The organism is Providencia sp. PROV141 (assembly GCF_028481645.1).
GTDB classification, from domain to species: Bacteria; Pseudomonadota; Gammaproteobacteria; order Enterobacterales; family Enterobacteriaceae; genus Providencia; species Providencia rettgeri.
Genome location: NZ_JAMPPR010000018.1, coordinates 86787 through 106859 on the forward strand (window position 1 = coordinate 86787; position 20073 = coordinate 106859).

The 20073-nt window shown below is 41.5% G+C and carries 21 protein-coding genes and 1 other RNA gene; 5 read left to right on the top strand and 17 right to left on the bottom strand.

The window, feature by feature from the left end; translation table 11 throughout:
- Window positions 1-24: 24 nt before the first annotated feature.
- Window positions 25-405, bottom strand: coding sequence for a YraN family protein (locus PSF09_RS12560; protein WP_210835900.1), 381 nt, complete (start codon window positions 403-405; stop codon window positions 25-27).
- Window positions 406-444: 39 nt separating this feature from the next.
- Window positions 445-2142 (bottom strand): penicillin-binding protein activator, encoded by a 1698-nt coding sequence (locus tag PSF09_RS12565; RefSeq protein ID WP_272664340.1) that lies wholly within the window; start codon window positions 2140-2142, stop codon window positions 445-447.
- A gap of 61 nt (window positions 2143-2203) precedes the next feature.
- Between PSF09_RS12565 and rsmI the strand changes: the two genes are divergently transcribed.
- The 3 genes from rsmI (at window position 2204) to PSF09_RS12580 (ending at window position 5030) form a co-directional block, all read left to right on the top strand.
- Window positions 2204-3076, top strand: a complete 873-nt coding sequence (gene rsmI, locus PSF09_RS12570; protein ID WP_272664339.1) for a 16S rRNA (cytidine(1402)-2'-O)-methyltransferase — start codon at window positions 2204-2206, stop codon at window positions 3074-3076.
- Between the two features lie 94 nt (window positions 3077-3170).
- Window positions 3171-3544: RNase P RNA component class A (gene rnpB, locus PSF09_RS12575), an RNA gene on the top strand.
- A 409-nt stretch (window positions 3545-3953) separates the two neighbouring features.
- The gene (locus PSF09_RS12580) at window positions 3954-5030 is read left to right on the top strand and encodes a 4Fe-4S binding protein (protein WP_272664338.1); all 1077 of its coding nucleotides are present in this window, start codon (window positions 3954-3956) and stop codon (window positions 5028-5030) included.
- Between the two features lie 136 nt (window positions 5031-5166).
- On the opposite strand, the gene dagF is transcribed toward PSF09_RS12580, so the two are convergent.
- The 10 genes from dagF to PSF09_RS12630 all read right to left on the bottom strand — a co-directional run bounded on the left by dagF (window position 5167) and on the right by PSF09_RS12630 (window position 14382).
- Complete coding sequence (gene dagF, locus PSF09_RS12585) at window positions 5167-5907, bottom strand: 2-dehydro-3-deoxy-phosphogluconate aldolase (RefSeq protein ID WP_272664337.1); 741 nt, start codon at window positions 5905-5907, stop codon at window positions 5167-5169.
- Window position 5908: 1 nt separating this feature from the next.
- A complete protein-coding gene (locus tag PSF09_RS12590) occupies window positions 5909-7021 on the bottom strand; it encodes a DgaE family pyridoxal phosphate-dependent ammonia lyase (protein WP_272664336.1) in 1113 nt (370 codons plus the stop codon).
- Window positions 7005-8144 (bottom strand): amidohydrolase/deacetylase family metallohydrolase, encoded by a 1140-nt coding sequence (locus PSF09_RS12595; protein WP_272664335.1) that lies wholly within the window; start codon window positions 8142-8144, stop codon window positions 7005-7007. Before PSF09_RS12595 ends, PSF09_RS12590 begins: the two co-directional genes overlap by 17 nt.
- A gap of 438 nt (window positions 8145-8582) precedes the next feature.
- On the bottom strand, window positions 8583-9233 hold the full coding sequence (locus tag PSF09_RS12600; protein WP_004908356.1) for a DUF4310 family protein: 651 nt from the start codon (window positions 9231-9233) through the stop codon (window positions 8583-8585).
- A gap of 2 nt (window positions 9234-9235) precedes the next feature.
- Window positions 9236-10027 carry a DUF4311 domain-containing protein gene (locus tag PSF09_RS12605; RefSeq protein WP_006659131.1) on the bottom strand — a complete coding sequence of 264 codons (792 nt, stop codon included), beginning with the start codon at window positions 10025-10027 and terminating at the stop codon, window positions 9236-9238.
- Between the two features lie 26 nt (window positions 10028-10053).
- Window positions 10054-10350 carry a DUF4312 family protein gene (locus PSF09_RS12610; RefSeq protein WP_004258180.1) on the bottom strand — a complete coding sequence of 99 codons (297 nt, stop codon included), beginning with the start codon at window positions 10348-10350 and terminating at the stop codon, window positions 10054-10056.
- Window positions 10350-10715: an SFCGS family glycine-rich protein gene (locus PSF09_RS12615; protein ID WP_004908363.1), complete on the bottom strand. Its 366-nt coding sequence runs from the start codon at window positions 10713-10715 to the stop codon at window positions 10350-10352. Before PSF09_RS12615 ends, PSF09_RS12610 begins: the two co-directional genes overlap by 1 nt.
- A gap of 32 nt (window positions 10716-10747) precedes the next feature.
- On the bottom strand, window positions 10748-11086 hold the full coding sequence (locus tag PSF09_RS12620; RefSeq protein ID WP_004908366.1) for a PRD domain-containing protein: 339 nt from the start codon (window positions 11084-11086) through the stop codon (window positions 10748-10750).
- A gap of 482 nt (window positions 11087-11568) precedes the next feature.
- Complete coding sequence (locus tag PSF09_RS12625; protein WP_336298952.1) at window positions 11569-13539, bottom strand: BglG family transcription antiterminator; 1971 nt, start codon at window positions 13537-13539, stop codon at window positions 11569-11571.
- A gap of 135 nt (window positions 13540-13674) precedes the next feature.
- On the bottom strand, window positions 13675-14382 hold the full coding sequence (locus PSF09_RS12630; protein WP_272664326.1) for a pirin family protein: 708 nt from the start codon (window positions 14380-14382) through the stop codon (window positions 13675-13677).
- A 123-nt stretch (window positions 14383-14505) separates the two neighbouring features.
- Between PSF09_RS12630 and PSF09_RS12635 the strand changes: the two genes are divergently transcribed.
- Entirely contained in the window at window positions 14506-15399 is an 894-nt protein-coding gene (locus tag PSF09_RS12635) for a LysR family transcriptional regulator (protein WP_210835883.1), read from the top strand.
- A 382-nt stretch (window positions 15400-15781) separates the two neighbouring features.
- On the opposite strand, the gene PSF09_RS12640 is transcribed toward PSF09_RS12635, so the two are convergent.
- The 5 genes from PSF09_RS12640 to PSF09_RS12660 all read right to left on the bottom strand — a co-directional run bounded on the left by PSF09_RS12640 (window position 15782) and on the right by PSF09_RS12660 (window position 18324).
- The gene (locus PSF09_RS12640; RefSeq protein ID WP_210835881.1) at window positions 15782-16177 is read right to left on the bottom strand and encodes a DoxX family protein; all 396 of its coding nucleotides are present in this window, start codon (window positions 16175-16177) and stop codon (window positions 15782-15784) included.
- Window positions 16178-16413: 236 nt separating this feature from the next.
- Entirely contained in the window at window positions 16414-16713 is a 300-nt protein-coding gene (locus tag PSF09_RS12645) for a YqjK-like family protein (RefSeq protein WP_210835879.1), read from the bottom strand.
- Window positions 16700-17107: a phage holin family protein gene (locus tag PSF09_RS12650; protein WP_272664325.1), complete on the bottom strand. Its 408-nt coding sequence runs from the start codon at window positions 17105-17107 to the stop codon at window positions 16700-16702. Before PSF09_RS12650 ends, PSF09_RS12645 begins: the two co-directional genes overlap by 14 nt.
- A 6-nt stretch (window positions 17108-17113) precedes the next feature.
- Complete coding sequence (locus PSF09_RS12655) at window positions 17114-17419, bottom strand: DUF883 family protein (RefSeq protein ID WP_210835876.1); 306 nt, start codon at window positions 17417-17419, stop codon at window positions 17114-17116.
- 236 nt (window positions 17420-17655) lie between these two features.
- Complete coding sequence (locus PSF09_RS12660) at window positions 17656-18324, bottom strand: DedA family protein (RefSeq protein ID WP_004908389.1); 669 nt, start codon at window positions 18322-18324, stop codon at window positions 17656-17658.
- A gap of 613 nt (window positions 18325-18937) precedes the next feature.
- Between PSF09_RS12660 and PSF09_RS12665 the strand changes: the two genes are divergently transcribed.
- Window positions 18938-19897: a TerC family protein gene (locus tag PSF09_RS12665; protein WP_272683970.1), complete on the top strand. Its 960-nt coding sequence runs from the start codon at window positions 18938-18940 to the stop codon at window positions 19895-19897.
- Window positions 19898-20073 lie beyond the last annotated feature (176 nt).

A 20073-nucleotide genomic window follows, 5' to 3' on the forward strand; every position in this document is an offset into this window, starting at 1 on the left:
ATATAAAGCAGACTATATCATTGGTTAATAAACATCATTTTCATTAAATGCATTTTGTATCCAGTCAAATTGGTTTCCCGTGATGGCGCAGATATCAAAACGGCATGCGCTGGTTTCAAAACTTTCTTGCCTTTGTGAGAGCCAAAATTTGGCAGCAGCTAATAGCTTTCGACGTTTGCGCCAGTTTACTGATAAAAGTGCATCTCCGTAATCACAATTTTTGCGAAAACGAACTTCAACAAATACCCAACCTGTATTATCTCGCATAATGAGGTCAATTTCTCCGCCTCGGTTTCTTGCATTACGTTCGATAAATGTTAGTCCCTGCTGTTTCAGGAAAGCGAGCACTTGATTTTCATAGTACCGGCCTGTTAACCATTGTATGGCTTTTGGCATAATTTTCATGACGTCCTTGTCTGAAAAAAGATGAAGTATTGAGCGATATTATTGCGCGGAAACCACTTTACCTTGTTTAAATTGCAACCAAGGTAATTCTCGGAACACCACACAGTTTGGTGTGGTACTCAAGGTTCCTGACGCACCATTAATACGAAATTGCCCTGATTGTTGCAGCTTGTCGTAATTGTTGGCTAAAGACCATGCGTCAATACCCATGGCATATAAGCGGAATAAAGAGTAATCATTGTTCAGCTTTTGTTGGGCTTGTTTACGCAAGTTATTGTTTGCACCTGCGAGTAAAGGGATTTCGCTAAATTTAACGCCATCCATTTCAAAGCGGTAGTCTGCGCCAGACCCTGCTTGGTTACTGCGAGAGCTTGCATAAAGTGCAGGGCGAGAACGAGAACTAATTGCCATTTCAATCATTGGCTTGATCAAGGTGAGCTCATCACGAGTGGCAACAATATAAACACCGTCAATCGCACCGGTTGAATCGACATATTGTGAATCTATCGATTGCGCTCCGGTATTCACTGGTGTTCCTGTCATACGGATGCCAGCACCACGATTAATTGACTCTTTTAATGAAGGGATGGACCCAAAGGTTTGCATTAAAACGGTTCCCCCCCCTTTTTCTTGCCACCCTTGAGCAAAGGCTTTGGCTATCCTATCGCCGAAAGCATTAGCGGGAACTAACACCAATGGCATTTGTTTGCCTTCAGCTCTCATATAAGCGGCCGCATTCTGCGCTTCATCTTCTGGTGATAATGAAAAGTAGCAAAGATTTGGTCGAGGCTGTAATTGGTTTGCATCGAGTTCATTGAGTGCGAGTACACTAACAGGTGCGCCCATTTGGGTAATAACTTGAACGTCACTTTTTAATAATGGCCCAACAATCAGATTAAAACCTTCATTTTTTGCTTGTTCAATAAGCGCAGGCATTTGTTTATTAGTGGTATCAAACACCTTGACGCTTTGGGTATTCACAGGGGCTGCATCGATACGTAAAGTGGATGCCACTATATCGCTATCACTAGCAGTAGGGGCATTACCTGTTGTTGCCGCAACTTGTTCATAAATTTGGTCGAGGACATCATTTCCACTACTTGGGGGAGCTATAGTTGCTTGAGAGGGGGACCCTTGAGGCAGACCTTTTTGCGCATCCATAAAGCCTTGCATAATCGCTTGGCCGAATACTTGTCCTTGCCCACTCATGGGTAAAAATAAAGCAATCTTAGGATTTTTACCCACTTGAGGTATCATCGCTTGCAGTAAAAGGGTTGGTGTTGTCGTCGCTCCAGGGTTATTTGAGTAACGCATTTTCCAATCGTTGTAGCCAGCAAGTAAGGCATCTGTGTCATCTCGGTTATTTTGATAAATATCTAAAAGATCGACCCAGCCTTGGAGAATATTTTCATCGGTACTAATTCCATGAATTTGTTCTGGCGTTAACTGTGTTAACATCTGCCATAACCCATCAATATTAGCTTGGCGTTCAGCGGCTGTTTTTAATAAAGGTTCTTGGCTAATGTAGGCGCGTATCGCCTCCATTGAAGGCTTACCTTGTGCTGCATCAATGATTGCTTGGTAACGGCTAGCATCATCAGATGTGCTTTGCTCAGGTGTTTTTTGGGTTGACGGAAAATATTCCGAGACAATTTGGCACCCAGACAGAGCAAATGTGGACAGCATTGCTGTGCAGATTAACCCTTTTTTCAAATGCAAAAAAATTGAAGGACGCATACTGTATCCAATGGTGTATTTTTCAATTGCTTAATTTTAAACCGGCTATTCGGATGAAACAATGAACCAACCTAATCAAGCTGTGGTTATGGCATCCACGCTGTATATCGTTCCTACCCCAATTGGTAATTTGAGGGATATCACGCAACGCGCGTTGGATGTTCTTAAACATGTTGACCTTATTGCTGCAGAGGACACTCGGCATTCAGGCATTCTATTACAGAATTTTGCGATAAATGCACGGTTGTTTGCTCTGCATGATCATAATGAACAGCAAAAGGCAGATCAATTAATTAGTCGACTTCAACAAGGTGATAGTATCGCATTAGTCTCCGATGCGGGTACACCTTTAATTAATGATCCGGGTTATCATCTCGTCAATCGTTGTCGTGAAGCGGGTATTCGTGTTGTACCTTTACCGGGGCCTTGTGCTGCTATCACTGCGTTATCCGCCGCGGGTCTACCTTCAGACCGTTTTTGTTATGAAGGTTTTTTACCGGCTAAAACGAAAGGCCGTAAAGATGTATTGCAATCACTCGAACAAGAAACCCGCACGCTGATTTTCTATGAATCAACCCACCGTTTGTTAGACAGTTTAGCAGATATGGTGGAAGTCTGGGGGCCAGAGCGCCATGTTGTTTTAGCGCGTGAAATCACGAAAACGTGGGAGTCTATTGAAGGCCGCCCTGTGGGAGAGTTACTCGCTTGGGTAAAAGAAGATGAAAATCGTCACCGTGGTGAAATGGTGTTGATTGTCGAAGGGTACAAAAAGCTCGCGGATGACTCCGCAGTTTCCCCTGAAGTGGTGAGAACATTAAATTTATTACAAAAAGAATTACCTCCTAAAAAAGCGGCAGCGATCACGGCTGAAATTTATGGCCTCAAGAAAAATATGCTGTATAAATTGATGCTTGATAATCAAGTTGGTGAATGATTCTTGAGCAAATAGACGAGTTCATTTATATAAGTGGTAAATGAAAGTCGTTAGAGTCTGTACAAGACTCAGCAAAGTGCCTATAATTCGCCGCGGAGTTGGCCAGACAACCGCTGCTTTATCGTAGTCCCTTCGGGAGACGGGTAGAGGGGAGGAAAGTCCGGGCTCCATAGGGCAGGGTGCCAGATAACGTCTGGGAGGCGCGAGCCTACGACTAGTGCAACAGAGAGCAAACCGCCGATGGCCTGTTTACAGGATCAGGTAAGGGTGAAAGGGTGCGGTAAGAGCGCACCGCGCGACTGGCAACAGTTCGTGGCACGGTAAACTCCACCCGGAGCAAGACCAAATAGGGGTTCATATGGTGCGGCCCGCATTGAACTCGGGTAGGTTGCTGGAGCCAGTGCGCAAGTGCTGGCCTAGATGAATGGTTGTCCATGACAGAACCCGGCTTATCGGCCAACTCCCATTTTTTCGTCATATTTAGCGCAGTCACTGCGTTAGCTTCATTCAGCCACACGGGTCACATACTTTTGTATGCTCCCCGTGCTGTCTTCACTTCGCTGCCTTGTTACAGCACTAACTATTTAGAAAAAATCTGAGTTTATAAGGCTTTAAGCTGTCCGGTGTTGGCGTCACTCGTCAACCCTAGTCACATACTTTTGTATGCTCCCCGCGCTGTCTTCACTTCGCTGCCTTGTTACAGCACTAACTATTTAGAAAAAATCATAATTTTTAGTTTTATATAAAAACTCTTCTTTTCTGGTTTTTCTTGCATCAAACCATCAACATCACAACCCTCTGATGCAAATCAATGCGCTCTGTAAATATGTAAATACAATAGTGGTATTTATAATGCATGTTAAAGAGATGTGCGGACATGAAAGAAAAACCACGTGTAAGGTATCAACGTCGCCCGGGTACTACAGGGGGTAAGCTTCCTTGGAATGATTGGCGTAATGCATCAACATGGCGTAAATTTGTACAGTTAACGCTATTGGCGATCAATATTTATATTGGCATCACTTTCTATTTTTGGGTGCGTTACTACGAAACTGGAGGGGCAACAGTTCACCTTCCTCGCCCTGGTGGAATTGAGGGGTGGCTGCCGATCGCGGGGTTAATGAATTTAAAATATACCTTGGAAACGGGGAATTTTCCGCCAATTCATGCGGCTTCAATGTTTCTGCTTGTTTCTTTTATATTGATTAGCTTACTGCTCAAAAAAGCATTTTGTTCATGGATGTGCCCGATAGGCACTATATCGGAATATACGGGAAAAATAGGCCAAAAACTGTTTGGTTATCAAAAACAAATCAGTTTACCTAAATGGCTAGATATTCCCTTAAAAAGCTTAAAATATTTATTGTTAGCCTTCTTTCTCTACATTGCGCTATCCATGCCAGCGCAGATGATCCAATACTTTATGATGTCACCTTATGGGATCATCATTGATGTTAAAATGCTCGATTTCTTTCGCTATATTAGCTTGTTTGCGTTGGTCAGTGTTGCGGTTTTAGTGGTGGTCAGCTTGTTTATTCGTAATGCTTGGTGCCGCTATTTGTGTCCTTATGGTGCATTGCTAGGGCTGTTTTCGTTATTTTCACCGTTTAAAATTCGGCGAAATGTGGAAAGCTGCATTGATTGTGGAAAATGTGCCAAAAACTGCCCATCCCGCATCCCTGTTGATAAATTAATTCAGGTAAGAACGCTTGAATGTACCGGGTGTATGACTTGCGTTGAGTCTTGCCCTGTTGCATCAACGCTGGATTTTTCATTGCAATTGCCAGCAAAAAAACATCAATTTCGGTTATCGGGTAGGATGATGGCTATTTTAACCTTGGCAATTTTATTTATCGTTATTGGGATTGCTATGTATTTTGGCATTTGGGATAGCCCAGTACCCGATAATTATTGGTTTCATATTATTCCAAATGCAAGAATGATAGGTCATTGATGCACAATAAAAAACCCCGCTACATATGATAATGAGCGGGGCAACTTGTTGTTTTGTCATGATGACAGATTCTGTACTGCTTATTTATACTTATTTCTCGCTTATATTTATTTTCTTATATACTACTTACTACCCATCAGTTAACCGCTTGCTTAACCATCTGCAATAACTGACGCACATCTTCAGGGCGCGTATTGCCCGTATCTTTATCAATGATTGAACTATAAATATGAGGAATGATTTTCTTCACACCTGCATCAAGGGCTATCTGCAAAATTTCTGCAAAGTTATCTAAATCAATGCCGCCTGTAGGCTCTAAAGAAAAATCAAATTCAGCACAAGCTTTGGCAATGGCTCTATATTCTTCAATATATTTTAACCCTTCCATATTAAAGAACTTAACAGAGTCGGCACCCATGTCTTTTAGCATCATGATGGCGGTTTCAATCGGTACAATGCCATCTGGCGCTTGAGAACTTAGCGGGCCTGTGGAAATTTTAACCATACCAACGGTACCTGTTGGTGAAATCAATGCGTTAACGAAGGTTTCGTTTTGGCCTAATAATGCACGGCTAATCGGTGCGCCAGTAAATACTTGGTTAACATGCTGTGGTTGAACTTCTTTTGAAATTAAAGACACCATCGTTGATTGATTTGGATCGCCAGCGCCAAGGCCAACCGATAATGCATTATCGGTTTCTTGGGCATAAATACGCATATCAGCAATCGCGCTTTCTAAGTCAGTGTAATTTTTAGATAAAACACCGACGACGACAAAGGTTTCTGCTGCAGCGTAGATATCTTTTGCATTCTGATGGCTGCCTGCCAATACGTTTAAACAGACGCGGTCACGATAAAAATTTGGTGACAATTTCATTTTAAATTCCTTCTACTAACAAACGAATATTCTGAGAAATAACATCAAGTTGTTCAGTGCTAACACTGCGAATGTCAGCTTCCACTTTTCCTTCGTTGGCTTTGTATTCACGGAAGTAAATCGCGGTATCGCCTTGTTTGAGTTCAGCCATGATTTGGTAAGTGGTTTTGCCTATCGCTTTTTCATCAAAGCTAATTTCAGTACGAGCAATATCACGTCCAGCGCCATCCCAGACGACTTGAGCAGAGATACCTTTAATCGCATTTAAGTCACTGATGAATTTAGCCATGCGGCTGACCATCTCTGCCCCTGTTTCTTTGGTAGCGGTGAGATATTGTTCGATGGCGAGTGTCAGACCAAGAATGCCTTCCTTACCCACTTTCATCGCACGGCCAATACCTTGGCTTTGGCGTTTTACCCACTCAACATATTGTTTTTTACCAATAACTAGACCACTTGTTGGGCCTTCAATCGCTTTTGCGCCACTATAAATCACAATATCGCCACCTGCTTGGTAGTAAGCTGTGAGCTCTTCTTCAGCGGCAGCATCAACGATCAGTGGTAGCTGGTGGTCATGAGCCACTTTGGCGGCTTGTTCCACGGTTAACATGCTTTTTTGTACAGTATGATGCGATTTGATGTACAAAATAGCAGCGGTATTGGGGGTGATTTTTGCAGCTAACTGGGCGGCATTGCACTCATTAGCAAAGCCCGCTTCGACCACTTTACCGCCACCTAAGCTCACCATTGTGTCGACAGGGGCACCAAAATTAACGTTATGGCCTTTAGGTAAAATAATTTCGCGAGGAACCACTTTGTCGGATGAATGCAAATTAAGCAGTAAATCATCATCATCTTGCACAATAACAGCGGCAACGGCTTGAGCTATCCCAGCGGAAGCACAAGAAACCACTACAGCGGCTTCTACATTCAATAAATTTGCAATATATTCGCCAGTTTTATTAACTAAGTCTTTAATTTCAAAGTAATTATTTAGCCCATAAGCAACGCGTTCAACAACTTCCGGAGTTGGCGTTGAAACTCCCAGAATTGTCATGCGGCCAGAGGCATTAATAACGTGTTTTAACTGATATTTATCATAAATCGATTGCATGTTCTGATTCACCTTGTGCATGAATAATGTGTTTTCCACCGACGATAGCAGCCAATGGAACGAAGCGGTGAGTGCCTATACGGTGTTCGCCTTCTGCATCCGTGAGCTCGGTTTGCTCTTCTTTAAGGTCAAAAAGGGTAATGTCGGCGTCAAAGCCCGGCCTTAAATAGCCTTTCGCGGGTAATGATAAGAAATTAGCGGCTTTTTCGGTAACGCAGCGAAGCACTTGTTCCGCACTAAAGCCCATACACAGGAATTTGGTCATTACAAAAGCGAGGCTATAAACAGGGCCATTAACGCGGTTGCGGTGGTAAATATCAGAACTGATAATGTCAGGATAAGTGCCGATGCGCATGGCTTGTTCGGCAACTTTAAAGCTAAAGCTCTCACCACCATGGCCAACATCTAATATGACTCCGCGTGCGAGGGCGCGAGCAATTGAGGGCTTTAGGTAGCCATCTTCGCCTAAAATTTTATTGGGTTTACCATTAAAGCAGTGAGTGATGATATCGCCGCGTGTCAGTAAATCAGCGACTTCATCAATGTCTGGTGGGTTATTACCGATATGCACCATCAATGGAAGATGGTATTTTTTCTGCATCTTTTTGGCTTTAACCAGTGGTGCAATACCATTTTCGCCCACAACGCTTTTACTCATGCGGGCTTTCATTCCGACCACAAAGCCTTGGTGGCGCTCGATAGCGTCTTGAAAGCAGGCGTCATTGATGTTGTTCATATCGGACAATTCATTTTGTGCAATGATGCCAATACGAGAAATATTTAACAGAGAAAAGACATTCGTTTTCGATTTTTGTGTCAGTTGATAAAATTTATCAATATCATCAGCACCGACACTGCCTGCATCAACCAGTGAGGTAACTCCGCCAGCGGCTCCTGCTAAATCAGGGTCATCGAAGTAAATAGGTGATTCAACAAAGCAGTGTGCGTGTGAATCAATCCATCCGGCGCTGACATAAGTTTTACCTTGGAGATCAATAATTTTGTCAGCTTGCTGGTTGCAGGCTAACTCAGGGCCTGCCGCTTCGATTTTTCCATCCTTGATAAGAATATCGATAATCGATCCATCGATACGCTTACCTTGTTTGATGATTAGAGTGTACATAGTTGCCCTCTTTATACTCATATTCGATGCTCGTCATACTTCAAACCGCAGCGTTGTTGGCAGCACTTCCGCTACCCTAGTCACATACTGGTGTATGCTCCTAGGGATATCGTCGTTTGCCGCCTAGCTGCAATTTGAATTATTTAGAGCATGCTTAAATAATTGAATATTTGTTCTAAATAATACCAATCGCAGCGTTGTTGGCAGCACTTCCGCTACCCTAGTCACATACTGGTGTATACTCCTAGGGATATCGTCGTTTGCCGCCTAGCTGCAATTTGAATTATTTAGAGCATGCTTAAATAATTGAATACTTGTTCTAAATAATGCCAATCGCAGCGTTGTTGGTTACTCTTACGCAACTCTTTGAACTATTTCGAGCCTGTTTTTAATCATGTTATTCAGTAACCCGGAGCAGATGCTCCGGGAGGATACTTGTTAGGCGACGATTGGGAAGAAATAACCGAATAACATCGCACCTAAAATAGCGCCACCGGCAACCGGTTTTTGCCATACATAGAAAATCAATGCGCCGATTAAAGAACCAATCCCAATTGGAATAGAAGCTGCCATGGCGGCTAAGATAATCAATGGGCCTAAGAATCGACCTGAAGTATTACCCGCACCCATCATGACGTCTGCACCAAAGGTTGAGTTGGCTTGGGCAATGGTGAATTTACGTGCAAAGACAATCAGTAAACCGATTAATACACCAAGGAATAAACCCGTCACTAATGAAAGCCAGAAGTTAGTGACTAGAATATCCCACCCCGCAGCGAGGAATAGGGCAGGAACACCGAGCCCAATACCAGTTTGCAGCGCTCCACCAATATCTAAAATACCGACTAGTGATCCTTCGATAATGCGAGCAAATAAGAAACTTGCACCGAATGCGGCGACTGCACCGTAAACCCCTGTATCTAAGCCTGCACGTAACATGGCGACGAACGCCACTTCGTTAAATGCGCCAAAGCCGTAGACGACATACATGTGGGTACCTGCGAAGATCCCTGCGGATAGCAACCCAACAAAAATCGGAAAGGACCATTCTGCGTACCAAAAATCTTGTTTGTTAATTTCAGTTGTCATGATTATTTCCCGCTCAGCAGACCGTGGACGTATTCAAGCCACAATGGTTTATCTAGGTTGAAAGAGGTGATCATCTTCAGGTCGAACTCACGGAAGAAGCCGCTGAGAACGAACAAGAGAACCACGGTTATCATCATTGTGCGAGTGATACGGTTCCAGCCGTTGTCATCAACGCCTTTACCAATCAAGATACCTAAAACTAAACCAGGGATAGCATTCCCCATGATTAACTGGGCACAACCACCAAATAATGTTGCCCAGAAACCTGAACGACGCCCTGCATCCATGGCGGCTAACCAGAAGATGACTGGCATCACCGTGTTAACTAACAAGTTAGCGGCGGGCACTAGTACGTTAATGGCTGTTGTTTGCAGTGCAGCCGGAACTGCGGAAGCGGTTGTGTTTAAGAAGGCGACAACTAATGCCCCGATGATGGCACAAGCAATCGCCATTTTTTTCGGGTTATGCAGTGTGTCAGCAACACTACGGTTTTTGGTTAACAGCGCTGCCGCACCCCAGTTTGGGATGATGCGGTGGTCAACGTCTTGTGTAAATGCCCCTGCAGCAACTGATGATGCCCATGCATTAAAGAAAAATCCTAAGCCAAAAGAAAAGTGAGATGCTGGGTCGCCTTCACACGCGTTCAGCTCACCCAATGTACGGAATGCCCCCATGCCTTGTATGGTTGGTGCGTGGAACATACGCGCAGCCCCTGCGCCTAAGCCAAAGCCGCAGAGCCCACCGATGATCAGGGACATGCCCAATATTTCTAGAAAAGATGCAGTTTCACTCATGGAATTAACTCCAGACCTGATTGCTATTATTGTTCTGTAAATGGTATTTCGTTGACAGAAAGTAAAGTGACATCCAGCGAAACGTCGAGTACAACACGAAAATGTTCACGTTTGCGTGGCAAAAAGAGAAAAAGAAATTTTTCTGTCCGCGAATGAGAGTGAGCACTAATCACTTCAACATCCTTTGGTTCAATTCGTAGGATGATGTCTGTGCTGTTTTTCAGTACGGTTTTTTGAATTGAATTTAAGGCGTCAGCTATCGCTTTTTGCTTAGTGTCGCCTTGCCCTGTAACCCGTACAACCGTTTCGATAGATTTTTTCATTAAGCGTTGCCGTATTTTTTATTGAATGCTTTTACTAAGCGCTCGCCTAACTCTTCCTTGTCCATAAAACCGAAACCTAATACATTGCAACCGTCTGCAATTGCGGTTTCTCCCTCTTCAATGGAGCGCATCCCATAGCGAGCTTTATAGCCATACTTAGTTTGAGCCGTGATTGCACCAGCGCCACCACTTCCACAAAATGAGATCCCTAAATCGGCTTGTTCTGCGTTCATCACATCGCCAAGTTTCATGTCAGCGGCGACACCTGGAACAACAATCGCTTTACCGCCAGCAGCTTCAACACCCGCGGCTACTTTTTGGCCTTTACCTAAACGGTCACCGATAACAACAACTATCTGTTTCATAAAATATTCTCCAAATCCTACCAAATTAGTAATTAATCATTTGAACGTGCAACTTCAAAGTGAACAGAGAGTAAATAGGTCTCTTCAGGTGCTAAACCGGGAAGTGTGTCAACAACCCGTTGCGCGAGCGTAATCGAATGTTCAGAGATTTCATCAAATAGGCTGATATCAACTTCTGGTAAGGCTTCACCCGTTTTTGCTCTACCGACCATGGCACGTAAATGAGACTCCAACATCTGTTGTTGTACATCCGTGGTATAGCAATCCTCCTGCTTGAGCCAGTCAGTAATCACTGCTAGCAGTTTTTGTGTCACCTCATCAATATCAAGGTTATGTTCTAACATTTTAAAAACGACAACTGATTCACTCATAACTATTTAAAATCCAAAGTAATATTGCAAGTTAGACTACTCTGTTCCTTCATGTCTTATACATTAGACGTTTATTGGGATTTTTTGCAGGCAGTGAATTTCCACTTCAAAGTGGAAATTATTTGGAAATAAATATTAGCTGGATTGGTGTGTTTTTTGTTCTATATGGAAATTAAGTGGAAAAATTGACATCGATCAACTATCGAAAAAGGATAAAAATAACAATACTTCGAATAAAATATGTTGTTTATCAATTGATTATTTTTTTACATAAAAAATGGAATTGAAAAAAAGAACTGGAAAGAAAAGTGGAAACAATAAATGGAAACTATGTTGTGTTGATTGTAATAACTTCCACTTAGTTACTCTGTGCGTAAAACAGGCCGTTTAGGATAGGAAAATATTTGCGAGAGTTGTGGTTAGGATCACGTAAAAGTCAGCAATTTCCACTTTTCCACTACGAAGTGGAAGTTGCTATCAGATTAGAGGATACGTGCTAAGCTATCTTTAGCTATCACTTGGAATTCATTGAAATTTTTTACACTTACTAAGCGGCGAGTCGTTTTTTCCTTTACAAAGGTAACGAATAAATCATAAATAGCCATCGCTTCTTCATAGTCTGTTTTACTAATAGCTAACAAGAAAATGACATAAGCGTTCTCTTTGGTTTCTTTATTCCATTCAATGCCTTTCGGGGCCACAACGGTTGCAACCACCGTTTTATTGGCAAGTAAGCCTAAAGAGTGGGGTAATGCGATGCCTTCTCCGAGCAATGTGGAAACAATTGATTCACGTTCTTGTAGTGATGGATAAAAATCGGAGGTTACATAGCCTTCTTGCTGTAATTTATGGCAAACCATTTGAAATAGCTCTTCTTGGCTAATTTTTTCATTAATGACCATAAAGAACCGTTCATCAAAAAAACGCTCAATAATATAAGGGCGGGTTTGATCAACCATAGCTAAGCGGCCAACTTGCTCTAGCTGATAGGGCGTTGGGAAAGGCGCGATTTTAATAACAGGCTTGTTTTTCTCTGAAATTCGTACTGTGGTTATCACGAAATCTTCAGTGACTTCATCCAAGGATTCATACTCTTGTAATGTTAACCCTCGGCTAAATTTGAGTTGTGGAAACTCACGCATGATTTTAGATTCAACCACGCGAAACGTGGAGTTTCCTGCATCGGTGACTACCAGTACTTCTGTTTGGCGAATTGACCCTGCGCCATAGTTACGTTCGAGGCTAACACCAATATGAACTGCAAGGTAACCCAGTTCATCTTCACTGATTGGATGAGGAAGTAATTGCTTACTTGCGCTGGTTAATGCACTGAGTGTGACGTCATAGGCAAACGGATAATATTGTTTAATATCAGATAATAATGGATTTGGCGTGGAAATATGATACTGCAGGCGTGTGATTAAGGCCGCAAGATGCGTATTGAGATCTTTTTTGAGCTTTTCATCATTTCGTAAGTCATAATTATATAATTCATTAATATAATTTAAAATATATTCACATAGCTCATTATGAGTACCACTTTTTTGCGCACTAGAGTCTTGGTTACTAATACGTTGGGCAACAATTTGGTCATGCAAATAGCTCAGTTCTGCCCCAGAAAGATCATTGCCAAGAAAGTAGATCAAACCGTTGGAGATTTCATCGCACGCTTTACGGATCACTTCTTCACTATCATCGTTTTTGACCGCAGTGGTGAGCTCATGGCCGCGAGTTATACGCAAAATAGTGACCGCACAATTAAAAACTAGGTATAAATGGCCTTCATTGCTAATCCGAATATCAAAACGATTCAAACTGTTATGTAATACTTTATCGATATATGACAGGTCTAAATTATCCAGACAATCGGGGCGGAAAGTGGTTAAATCAGGTGCTATCTGTGCGCAATAACGACGCCATAAAGTTTCAGTCATACAAGCTCGAACCGCCCACTCGCTACCATTCAAACGAATACCTTGGTGAGGAATACTTTCTAATGCAATTTGGTATTTTTGTAGCTGTTCTCTCACCGCACCCATATCTTGTTGTAAAGTGCCTCGGCTGATAAACCATTCCTCAGCGATATCATCAAGCTTTACGGGAAGTGATAGCATTAAGAGCTTTAATAGCAGTGCATCAATGCGCTCTTTGCTCGTTCGAGGGATATGATTGTCTTCGTCATTTTGCTGAGTAAAGGTCGCAAATAGGGCTTCATCTTCAATGTTCAACCGGTAACCACGACCTCGTTCATACACAATATGTGCACGATATGGCTGTATCAATTCATTGATTTCATTGATATCAGAACGAATAGTTCGAGTAGAAACGGAAAAATTTTTTGCTAATTCGTCCTGAGGAACAACCTCATTCAGAATTTGAGCAAAAATTTGATTATGTCGTTGTTGAGTGAATAGAGCCACGGAAACACCTTTAAAATCAAAACGAAAAAGCATTTGAGCAAGAAAATTACGTGTTTTTTGCTCGCTAATGGCAGGACTCTAACACAAGCGTGTCAATATGTAGGATATGTAAATCATGAAATTTGCGAATCCGTTCGCAAAATTCATGCTGTTATAGCAGGAAAATGACTAGTTTTGTTCCCCAAGGTCGATTAGCAGGCCTCTAAACGGTTTATCTGCACTAATGATGATTTGATTATCATCTTGGATAAATGCCCCATCATTGCAATTCATCCTGAGTTGTTCGCCTTTTGGTGTTCGTAATGTTGCTCCACCATGTATAGACTGAAGGAATGAATTTTTTCCTTTTAGCGTGATCGCTGTTGATTCATTGGCTGCTAAGTGAATTTGAGTGATCCAAATTTGTTGACGTAATTGAATGCTTTGATCTTCCCCGTCAGGAGAGGCGATAAGCTTACTCTCATTTTCACTAATGGCTATTTTTTGCAAGGGTAAAGATTCTTGCTGTGGGCAAGCATTTAGCCACAGCTGCAAACGCGTTAGTGGTGTTTTAGGGCACACATTTTGTTCACTGTAGCTAAGATCTGGGCGTGGTGAAAAACGCACACATTCACCTTCATCCGCTTGGATGGTATTACCTAGACTATCTCGATATTCTGCATGCCCTTTTAGGATGATATTTAAGATATCGACATGTGGGTAGGTTCTTGGCTGTAGCGCATTTTGTGGCGCAATAACCTCTTGATTCAGCACTCTGAGTGTTTTAAAACCCATAAAATCTGGGTCAAAATAATGGCCAAATGAAAAGGAATAACGCGCTTGCAGCCAACCATAATCAGCTTTTCCGCAATGGTTAGCGGGTCTCAGTGTCATCATAATGGTTAACCCCCATCGAAAATAAATAAGTTAATAATCTATTGTTATAATAAATAGCTGGACGTTGAATTGTTAGCCAGTTAATCTGTTTCCCTTGTTCAAATTTCCTGAAAGAGAAACTTCATGAGTAAAGAGAGAGCATTAACGCTTGAATCATTAAGGGTTATGGATGCAATCGATCGCCGTGGTAGTTTTGCTGCAGCTGCTGAAGAGTTGGGGCGGGTCCCATCTGCGCTAAGCTATACCATGCAAAAATTAGAAGAAGAGCTCGATGTCATTTTATTTGACCGTTCAGGGCATAGAACTAAATTTACGAATGTCGGTAGGATGTTACTTGATAGAGGAAGGATCCTACTTGAAGCTGCTGATAAGCTAACATCTGACGCGGAAGCCCTTGCAAAAGGATGGGAAACGCATTTAACCATCGTGTGCGAGGCTTTAGTTCCTGCTCATTCACTCTTTCCACTGGTGGAACGATTGGCGGAAAAATCAGAAACACAGTTATCTTTGATTACTGAAGTATTGGCGGGAGCATGGGAACGCCTTGAAAGCGGCAAAGCGGATATCGTCATTGCTCCTGATATGCATTTTCGGTCATCTTCAGAAATTAACTCTAAATCGTTATACACCATTAATCATATTTATGTAGCGAGCCCGGATCACCCCATTCATCAAGAACCTGAACCATTATCTGATGCGACTCGAGTGAAGTACCGTGGAATTGCAGTGGCTGATACCGCACGTGAGCGGCCTGTGATCACGGTACAGTTGTTGGATAAACAACAACGATTAACAGTGTCAACAATTGAAGATAAACACAATGCTTTATTGGCAGGCCTTGGTGTTGCAACGATGCCGTATCCAATGGTTGAACAAGATATTCGTGAAGGGCGTTTAAAAGTAGTTGGCGCAGAGTATAGCCATGAGACGAATATTATTATGGCATGGCGACGAGATAGTATGGGGGAGGCTAAGTCGTGGTGTCTCCGAGAAATCCCCAAATTATTCAGGGTGTAAACTCGTTATATTTTGAGCCGTAGGGGTGTTGGCTTCATTGAGTCACCCGAGTCACATACTTATGTATGCTCACGGGATGACTCAATTTGCCGCCTACCTACAACTCAAACTATTTAGAGTTTACGTATGTAGTTTGTGACTCGCGGTTTAATAGATATAAAATATTTTTAGGCCTGTTACCGTATAAATTATTTAGAAGTTAACCTGAGATTGAAAAATAAACCCATCAACATCAATTTACTGCCTACTGAGAATCGCTCACTTAAGTGATTTTCCCCCAACTGATTCAACGCCTTTTTTAGGCAAAAAAATACCTCCCGAGGGAGGTATAAGTTGGACAAACAAAATCAATAAGGTAATAAGGGTGATAATGAAATCGGAGTTACCATTTTTTGTTTAATAAATGGTCAATACTAAATTTCCCTGGGCCAGTCACAGCTAACAGTAAGAAACCGCCGGCAATAGTAAAGTTTTTCATAAACATTAAGCTATTTGGTGCAACGCTAAAATCGATATGGAACAGGAGTGCGGTTAATACCGTAAAGCCTGCTGTAAATAAAGCGACAGTTCGAGTTAAGAAGCCGAACAGAATTGCTAAGCCGCCGCCAAATTCTAATAAAATGGTTAAAGGTAATAAAAAGCCTGGAACGCCCATTGCTTGCATGTATTGTTGTGTTCCTGCGTATGCATCTCCCAGTTTTCCATACCCAGCGACAATGAACAGAATTGGCATCATAATGCGAGCTAATAATACCGCACCACTTTCTAAATTTTTCATTGAGATTCTCCAGACTAATAAGTCATTAAATATAAATTAGTTGCGATATATGTCGCTTTGTAGTGTTGTTTTCAGCACAAATAGGTAAGAAAACATTCGATGGACTTATAATAGTCATTTGCTTATTCAATAAAAAGCAAAGCTTATTCACAAAGATGGTCAAAAAATTTGAATGGTGATGAGGGGAAATGAGTTGAAGTGTCGTGGTTAGACTAACTTATTGATTTTAAGTTGAATTATTTCTTTCCTGCATTAATTGTACTTTGAATTGTTCTTACTATGCCCCACATTGTGAAGGCTTTTTTTCCTAATTGAAGTATGCGTTGTGGTTTTTTTAGTGAATAAATCGAAAGCAGGCCTGTTGCTGCAATAAATAAAGGACGGAAGGTAACGAAGGTTTTCCATGTACGGTCATAAGGGGCTGTCACATGCAGCCAATCTTCAGAGCTGGCAGCAAGGTCATTCCGTTGCTGCTCAATTCTGTTGAGTAACCGTTGTTTTCTTTCGGCAAGTAATTGGCGTTTATTTCTGGTCATTATCCTTACCTGCTAATGCATTTGCATCCTGGCTTAGTTGCTCCCGTGTGGAGCTCAATAAAGTAGACTGTTTCGCTTTTTTGAGCGCCCAAACAGCAAAGATAACGGCGAGTAGAACCAAACTCCCTGTCGTGATAGCCAGTGCTTGATATCGGTAAATAGGGTCTACAGACCAAAAAATGAGTCCAATTAGACACATCAGGCCAAAAGCAGTAAAAAGAAGTGCTAGCCCAACTAATAATAGCAGCTGGATAAAATTAACTTTCTCTTCTTCGAGCTCGACGGCAATGAGCTGAAGGCGAGTTTCAACAATATTAACGGTAATACTGGCGATGCGTTGCAGTATTTCAAGGACCCCTTTACCGGGGCCCTGACGTTGTTGATTTTGTTCCATAAGCAATTAACGTTTTGCGAGAAGTACGCCAAGAACTACACCAACGGCAGCACCAATACCGATACCAGTCCATGGGTTTTCTTTGACATAGTTGTCTGCGCGACCCGCAATTTCTTTAGTTTGTTCAGTGATCCTTTCGGTGGTTTGGCCGAGCCTAGCACGAGATGAGCAAAGTGCGTCTTTCGCTTTGGATTTCAAGCTTTCAATCTCTTCTTTCGACTTCTCGCCTGTATCATTCAATACGGCTTCAAGAGAATCTGCTAACGCTTTTAGTTCCGCGCGTAGGTCTTCTGATGAATGATTTGATGACATATAGAACCTCCTATCAATAGAAAAGAAACTTCACTGTATTAACAATAACTGTTTTTGCATTAAGTGCAATGAGTTATTCAATAATAAACCCGATATTAAGAAAAAATGTAAAAATTACAGATTTAAAAAATATCGTGTAATCAATTAATTAGAAATACAGCATGTGATGAGAAAGGAGGGAAGTAAAATTAAGTAAAATTAATAATGCGGGAACAAATTGGTTCCCGCATGTAGGATTAATTTGCTTTTTTGCTAGACAGTTTTTTCTTTACGACAACAGCAATACTACCGATTAACCCAAGGATTAATAAGCCTACAGGAATTAGCATTAATACATTCATAATGTGATGCTCATATTGTAGGAAGATTGGACTTTTACCAAAGCCATAACCGATAGCAGTTAAAATTAACACCCACAACAGACCACTTAACCAATTAAATACTTGGAAACGGCCATTCTGTAAACCTGCGAGACCTGCAATTGTTGGAAGTAGTGTTCTAACAAAAGCTAAAAAACGGCCAATTAATAAGGCAGCGAGGCCATGACGATGGAATAAGCCATGAGCGCGTTGGTGGTAGTGTTCGGGTAAGTGTGCTAGCCAGCCTTTAACAATACGTGTGTTCCCCAGCCATCGCCCTTGTATATAACCTACCCAGCAACCTAAACTGGCGCCAGCGGTTAAAATTACGATGGTGAGTGGATAACTTAATGTGCCTTTAGCGATGAGTACACCAACTAAAATCAACAAGCTATCGCCAGGTAAAAACGCTGCAGGTAATACCCCGTTTTCAAGAAACAAGATAGCGAACAGCATGAAATAAATCGACCACACTAACGCAGGGTTAGATAGGGTGACATAATCTTGGTGCCAAAGGGCGAAAAAAAGTTCTTTAACTAATTCCATTAATGTTTCCTAAACGGCAATAACAGCAACAAACTTGTTGTTGGGCAGGGAGAAATGGATTAAGTGAATGCCAAAGTGAAAGTAGTGTTTCCTCAGGCTGTTAGTGTAAAGCACGCTCACTTTAACAAAACAGAAAATAACTAAACAGCAAATTTTAAGCTTATTTTTAGAATTCATTTAAGTTTCGGCTGATTTTTACAAATTACTGTGTGGCATGTAACGATGTAAATTGCTTAAAAACGGCTATTAGCCTGCTTTTTGCTTAGAGTATGCGAAATATACTGGTTAATTTATCTTTTAATGTAAAAAAATAACGATAAAACAATAATGGCTAATTATTGCATTTTAAGACTATTTACCGTATCTTATCGCCATAGCAAAGGGGAGTAACTTCTTCTTGTCGGTTTATCGTCATTACGGTGTACTCATTACACCCGGTAGCCGAGCACCACAGTTCCCTGTTTTCGGGTTATTTGTGTTGTAAGTGAGACCTTGCCAGAAGGCGAGGTTTGCTCATAATTTACAACCAAAAGAAATAACTTGTGGTTAATGAATTTTAAGCGGCTGATGTCTTCTGGATATCAGCCGTTTTTTGTTTTTAAGGGAAAGGAAAATGCACTCAGTTGGTAACCCTATTTTATGGGGTAGTTTTGCCGTTATTATTTTACTTATGCTACTCATTGATTTGTTCTGGCAAGGGAAACACAAAGGCCAAGCAATGTCGATGAAACAGGCTGCGGCTTGGAGTATCGTGTGGGTAACGCTTTCGCTTCTCTTTGCGGCGGGCTTTTGGTGGTATCTTAATGAAAACGTGGGACGTGAGTTTGCCGATAGCCAAACAATAGCGTTCTTAACGGGTTATTTATTAGAAAAAGCATTAGCTATTGATAACGTATTTGTTTGGTTAATGCTCTTTAGTTATTTTGCAATCCCTGCAAATTTACAGCGTCGTGTGCTGGTTTATGGAGTATTAGGCGCTATCGTACTTCGTACAATTATGATTTTTGCAGGCAGTTGGTTAGTCACACAATTTAGCTGGATTTTATATGTATTTGGCTTGTTCTTGCTATTTACTGGTTTGAAAATGGCTTTTGCTAAAGAAGATAACTCGCCAATTACGGATAAACCGTTAGTAAAATGGGTTCGTTCTCATTTACGTATGACGGATGAATTGCATGGTGAAAAATTCTTTATTAAACGTAATGGTGTCCTGTTTGCGACTCCACTTATTTTAGTACTGATTTTAGTTGAAATTAGCGATGTGATATTTGCGGTGGACAGCATACCCGCTATTTTTGCGGTAACAACTGACCCATTCATTGTTTTAACATCGAATTTATTTGCCATTTTAGGCCTACGTGCGATGTATTTCTTGTTGTCTGGGGTTGCTGAGAAGTTCTCAATGCTAAAATACGGTTTAGCAGTGATTTTAAGCTTTATCGGTATAAAAATGCTGTTAATTGATATTTTTCATATTCCAACGCCGATTTCGTTGGGGGTGATTGCGTCAATCTTAGTCGTAACGTTAATCATTAATGCCATTGTTAATAAACGTAACGAAGCAAAAAGTTAATTTAACTTTTTCACTTTTAAATCCTCTACTGTAAAAGTAGGGGATTTTTTTTAACTCTATGAAAATACTCAACCATTTTACTCCTCTCATTCTACTATAAGAAACAAAACTCTATTGAGATCACAGTTATGTAAAATGTTTGTTAAACAAAGTCAATCATTGTGTATATTTTGAAT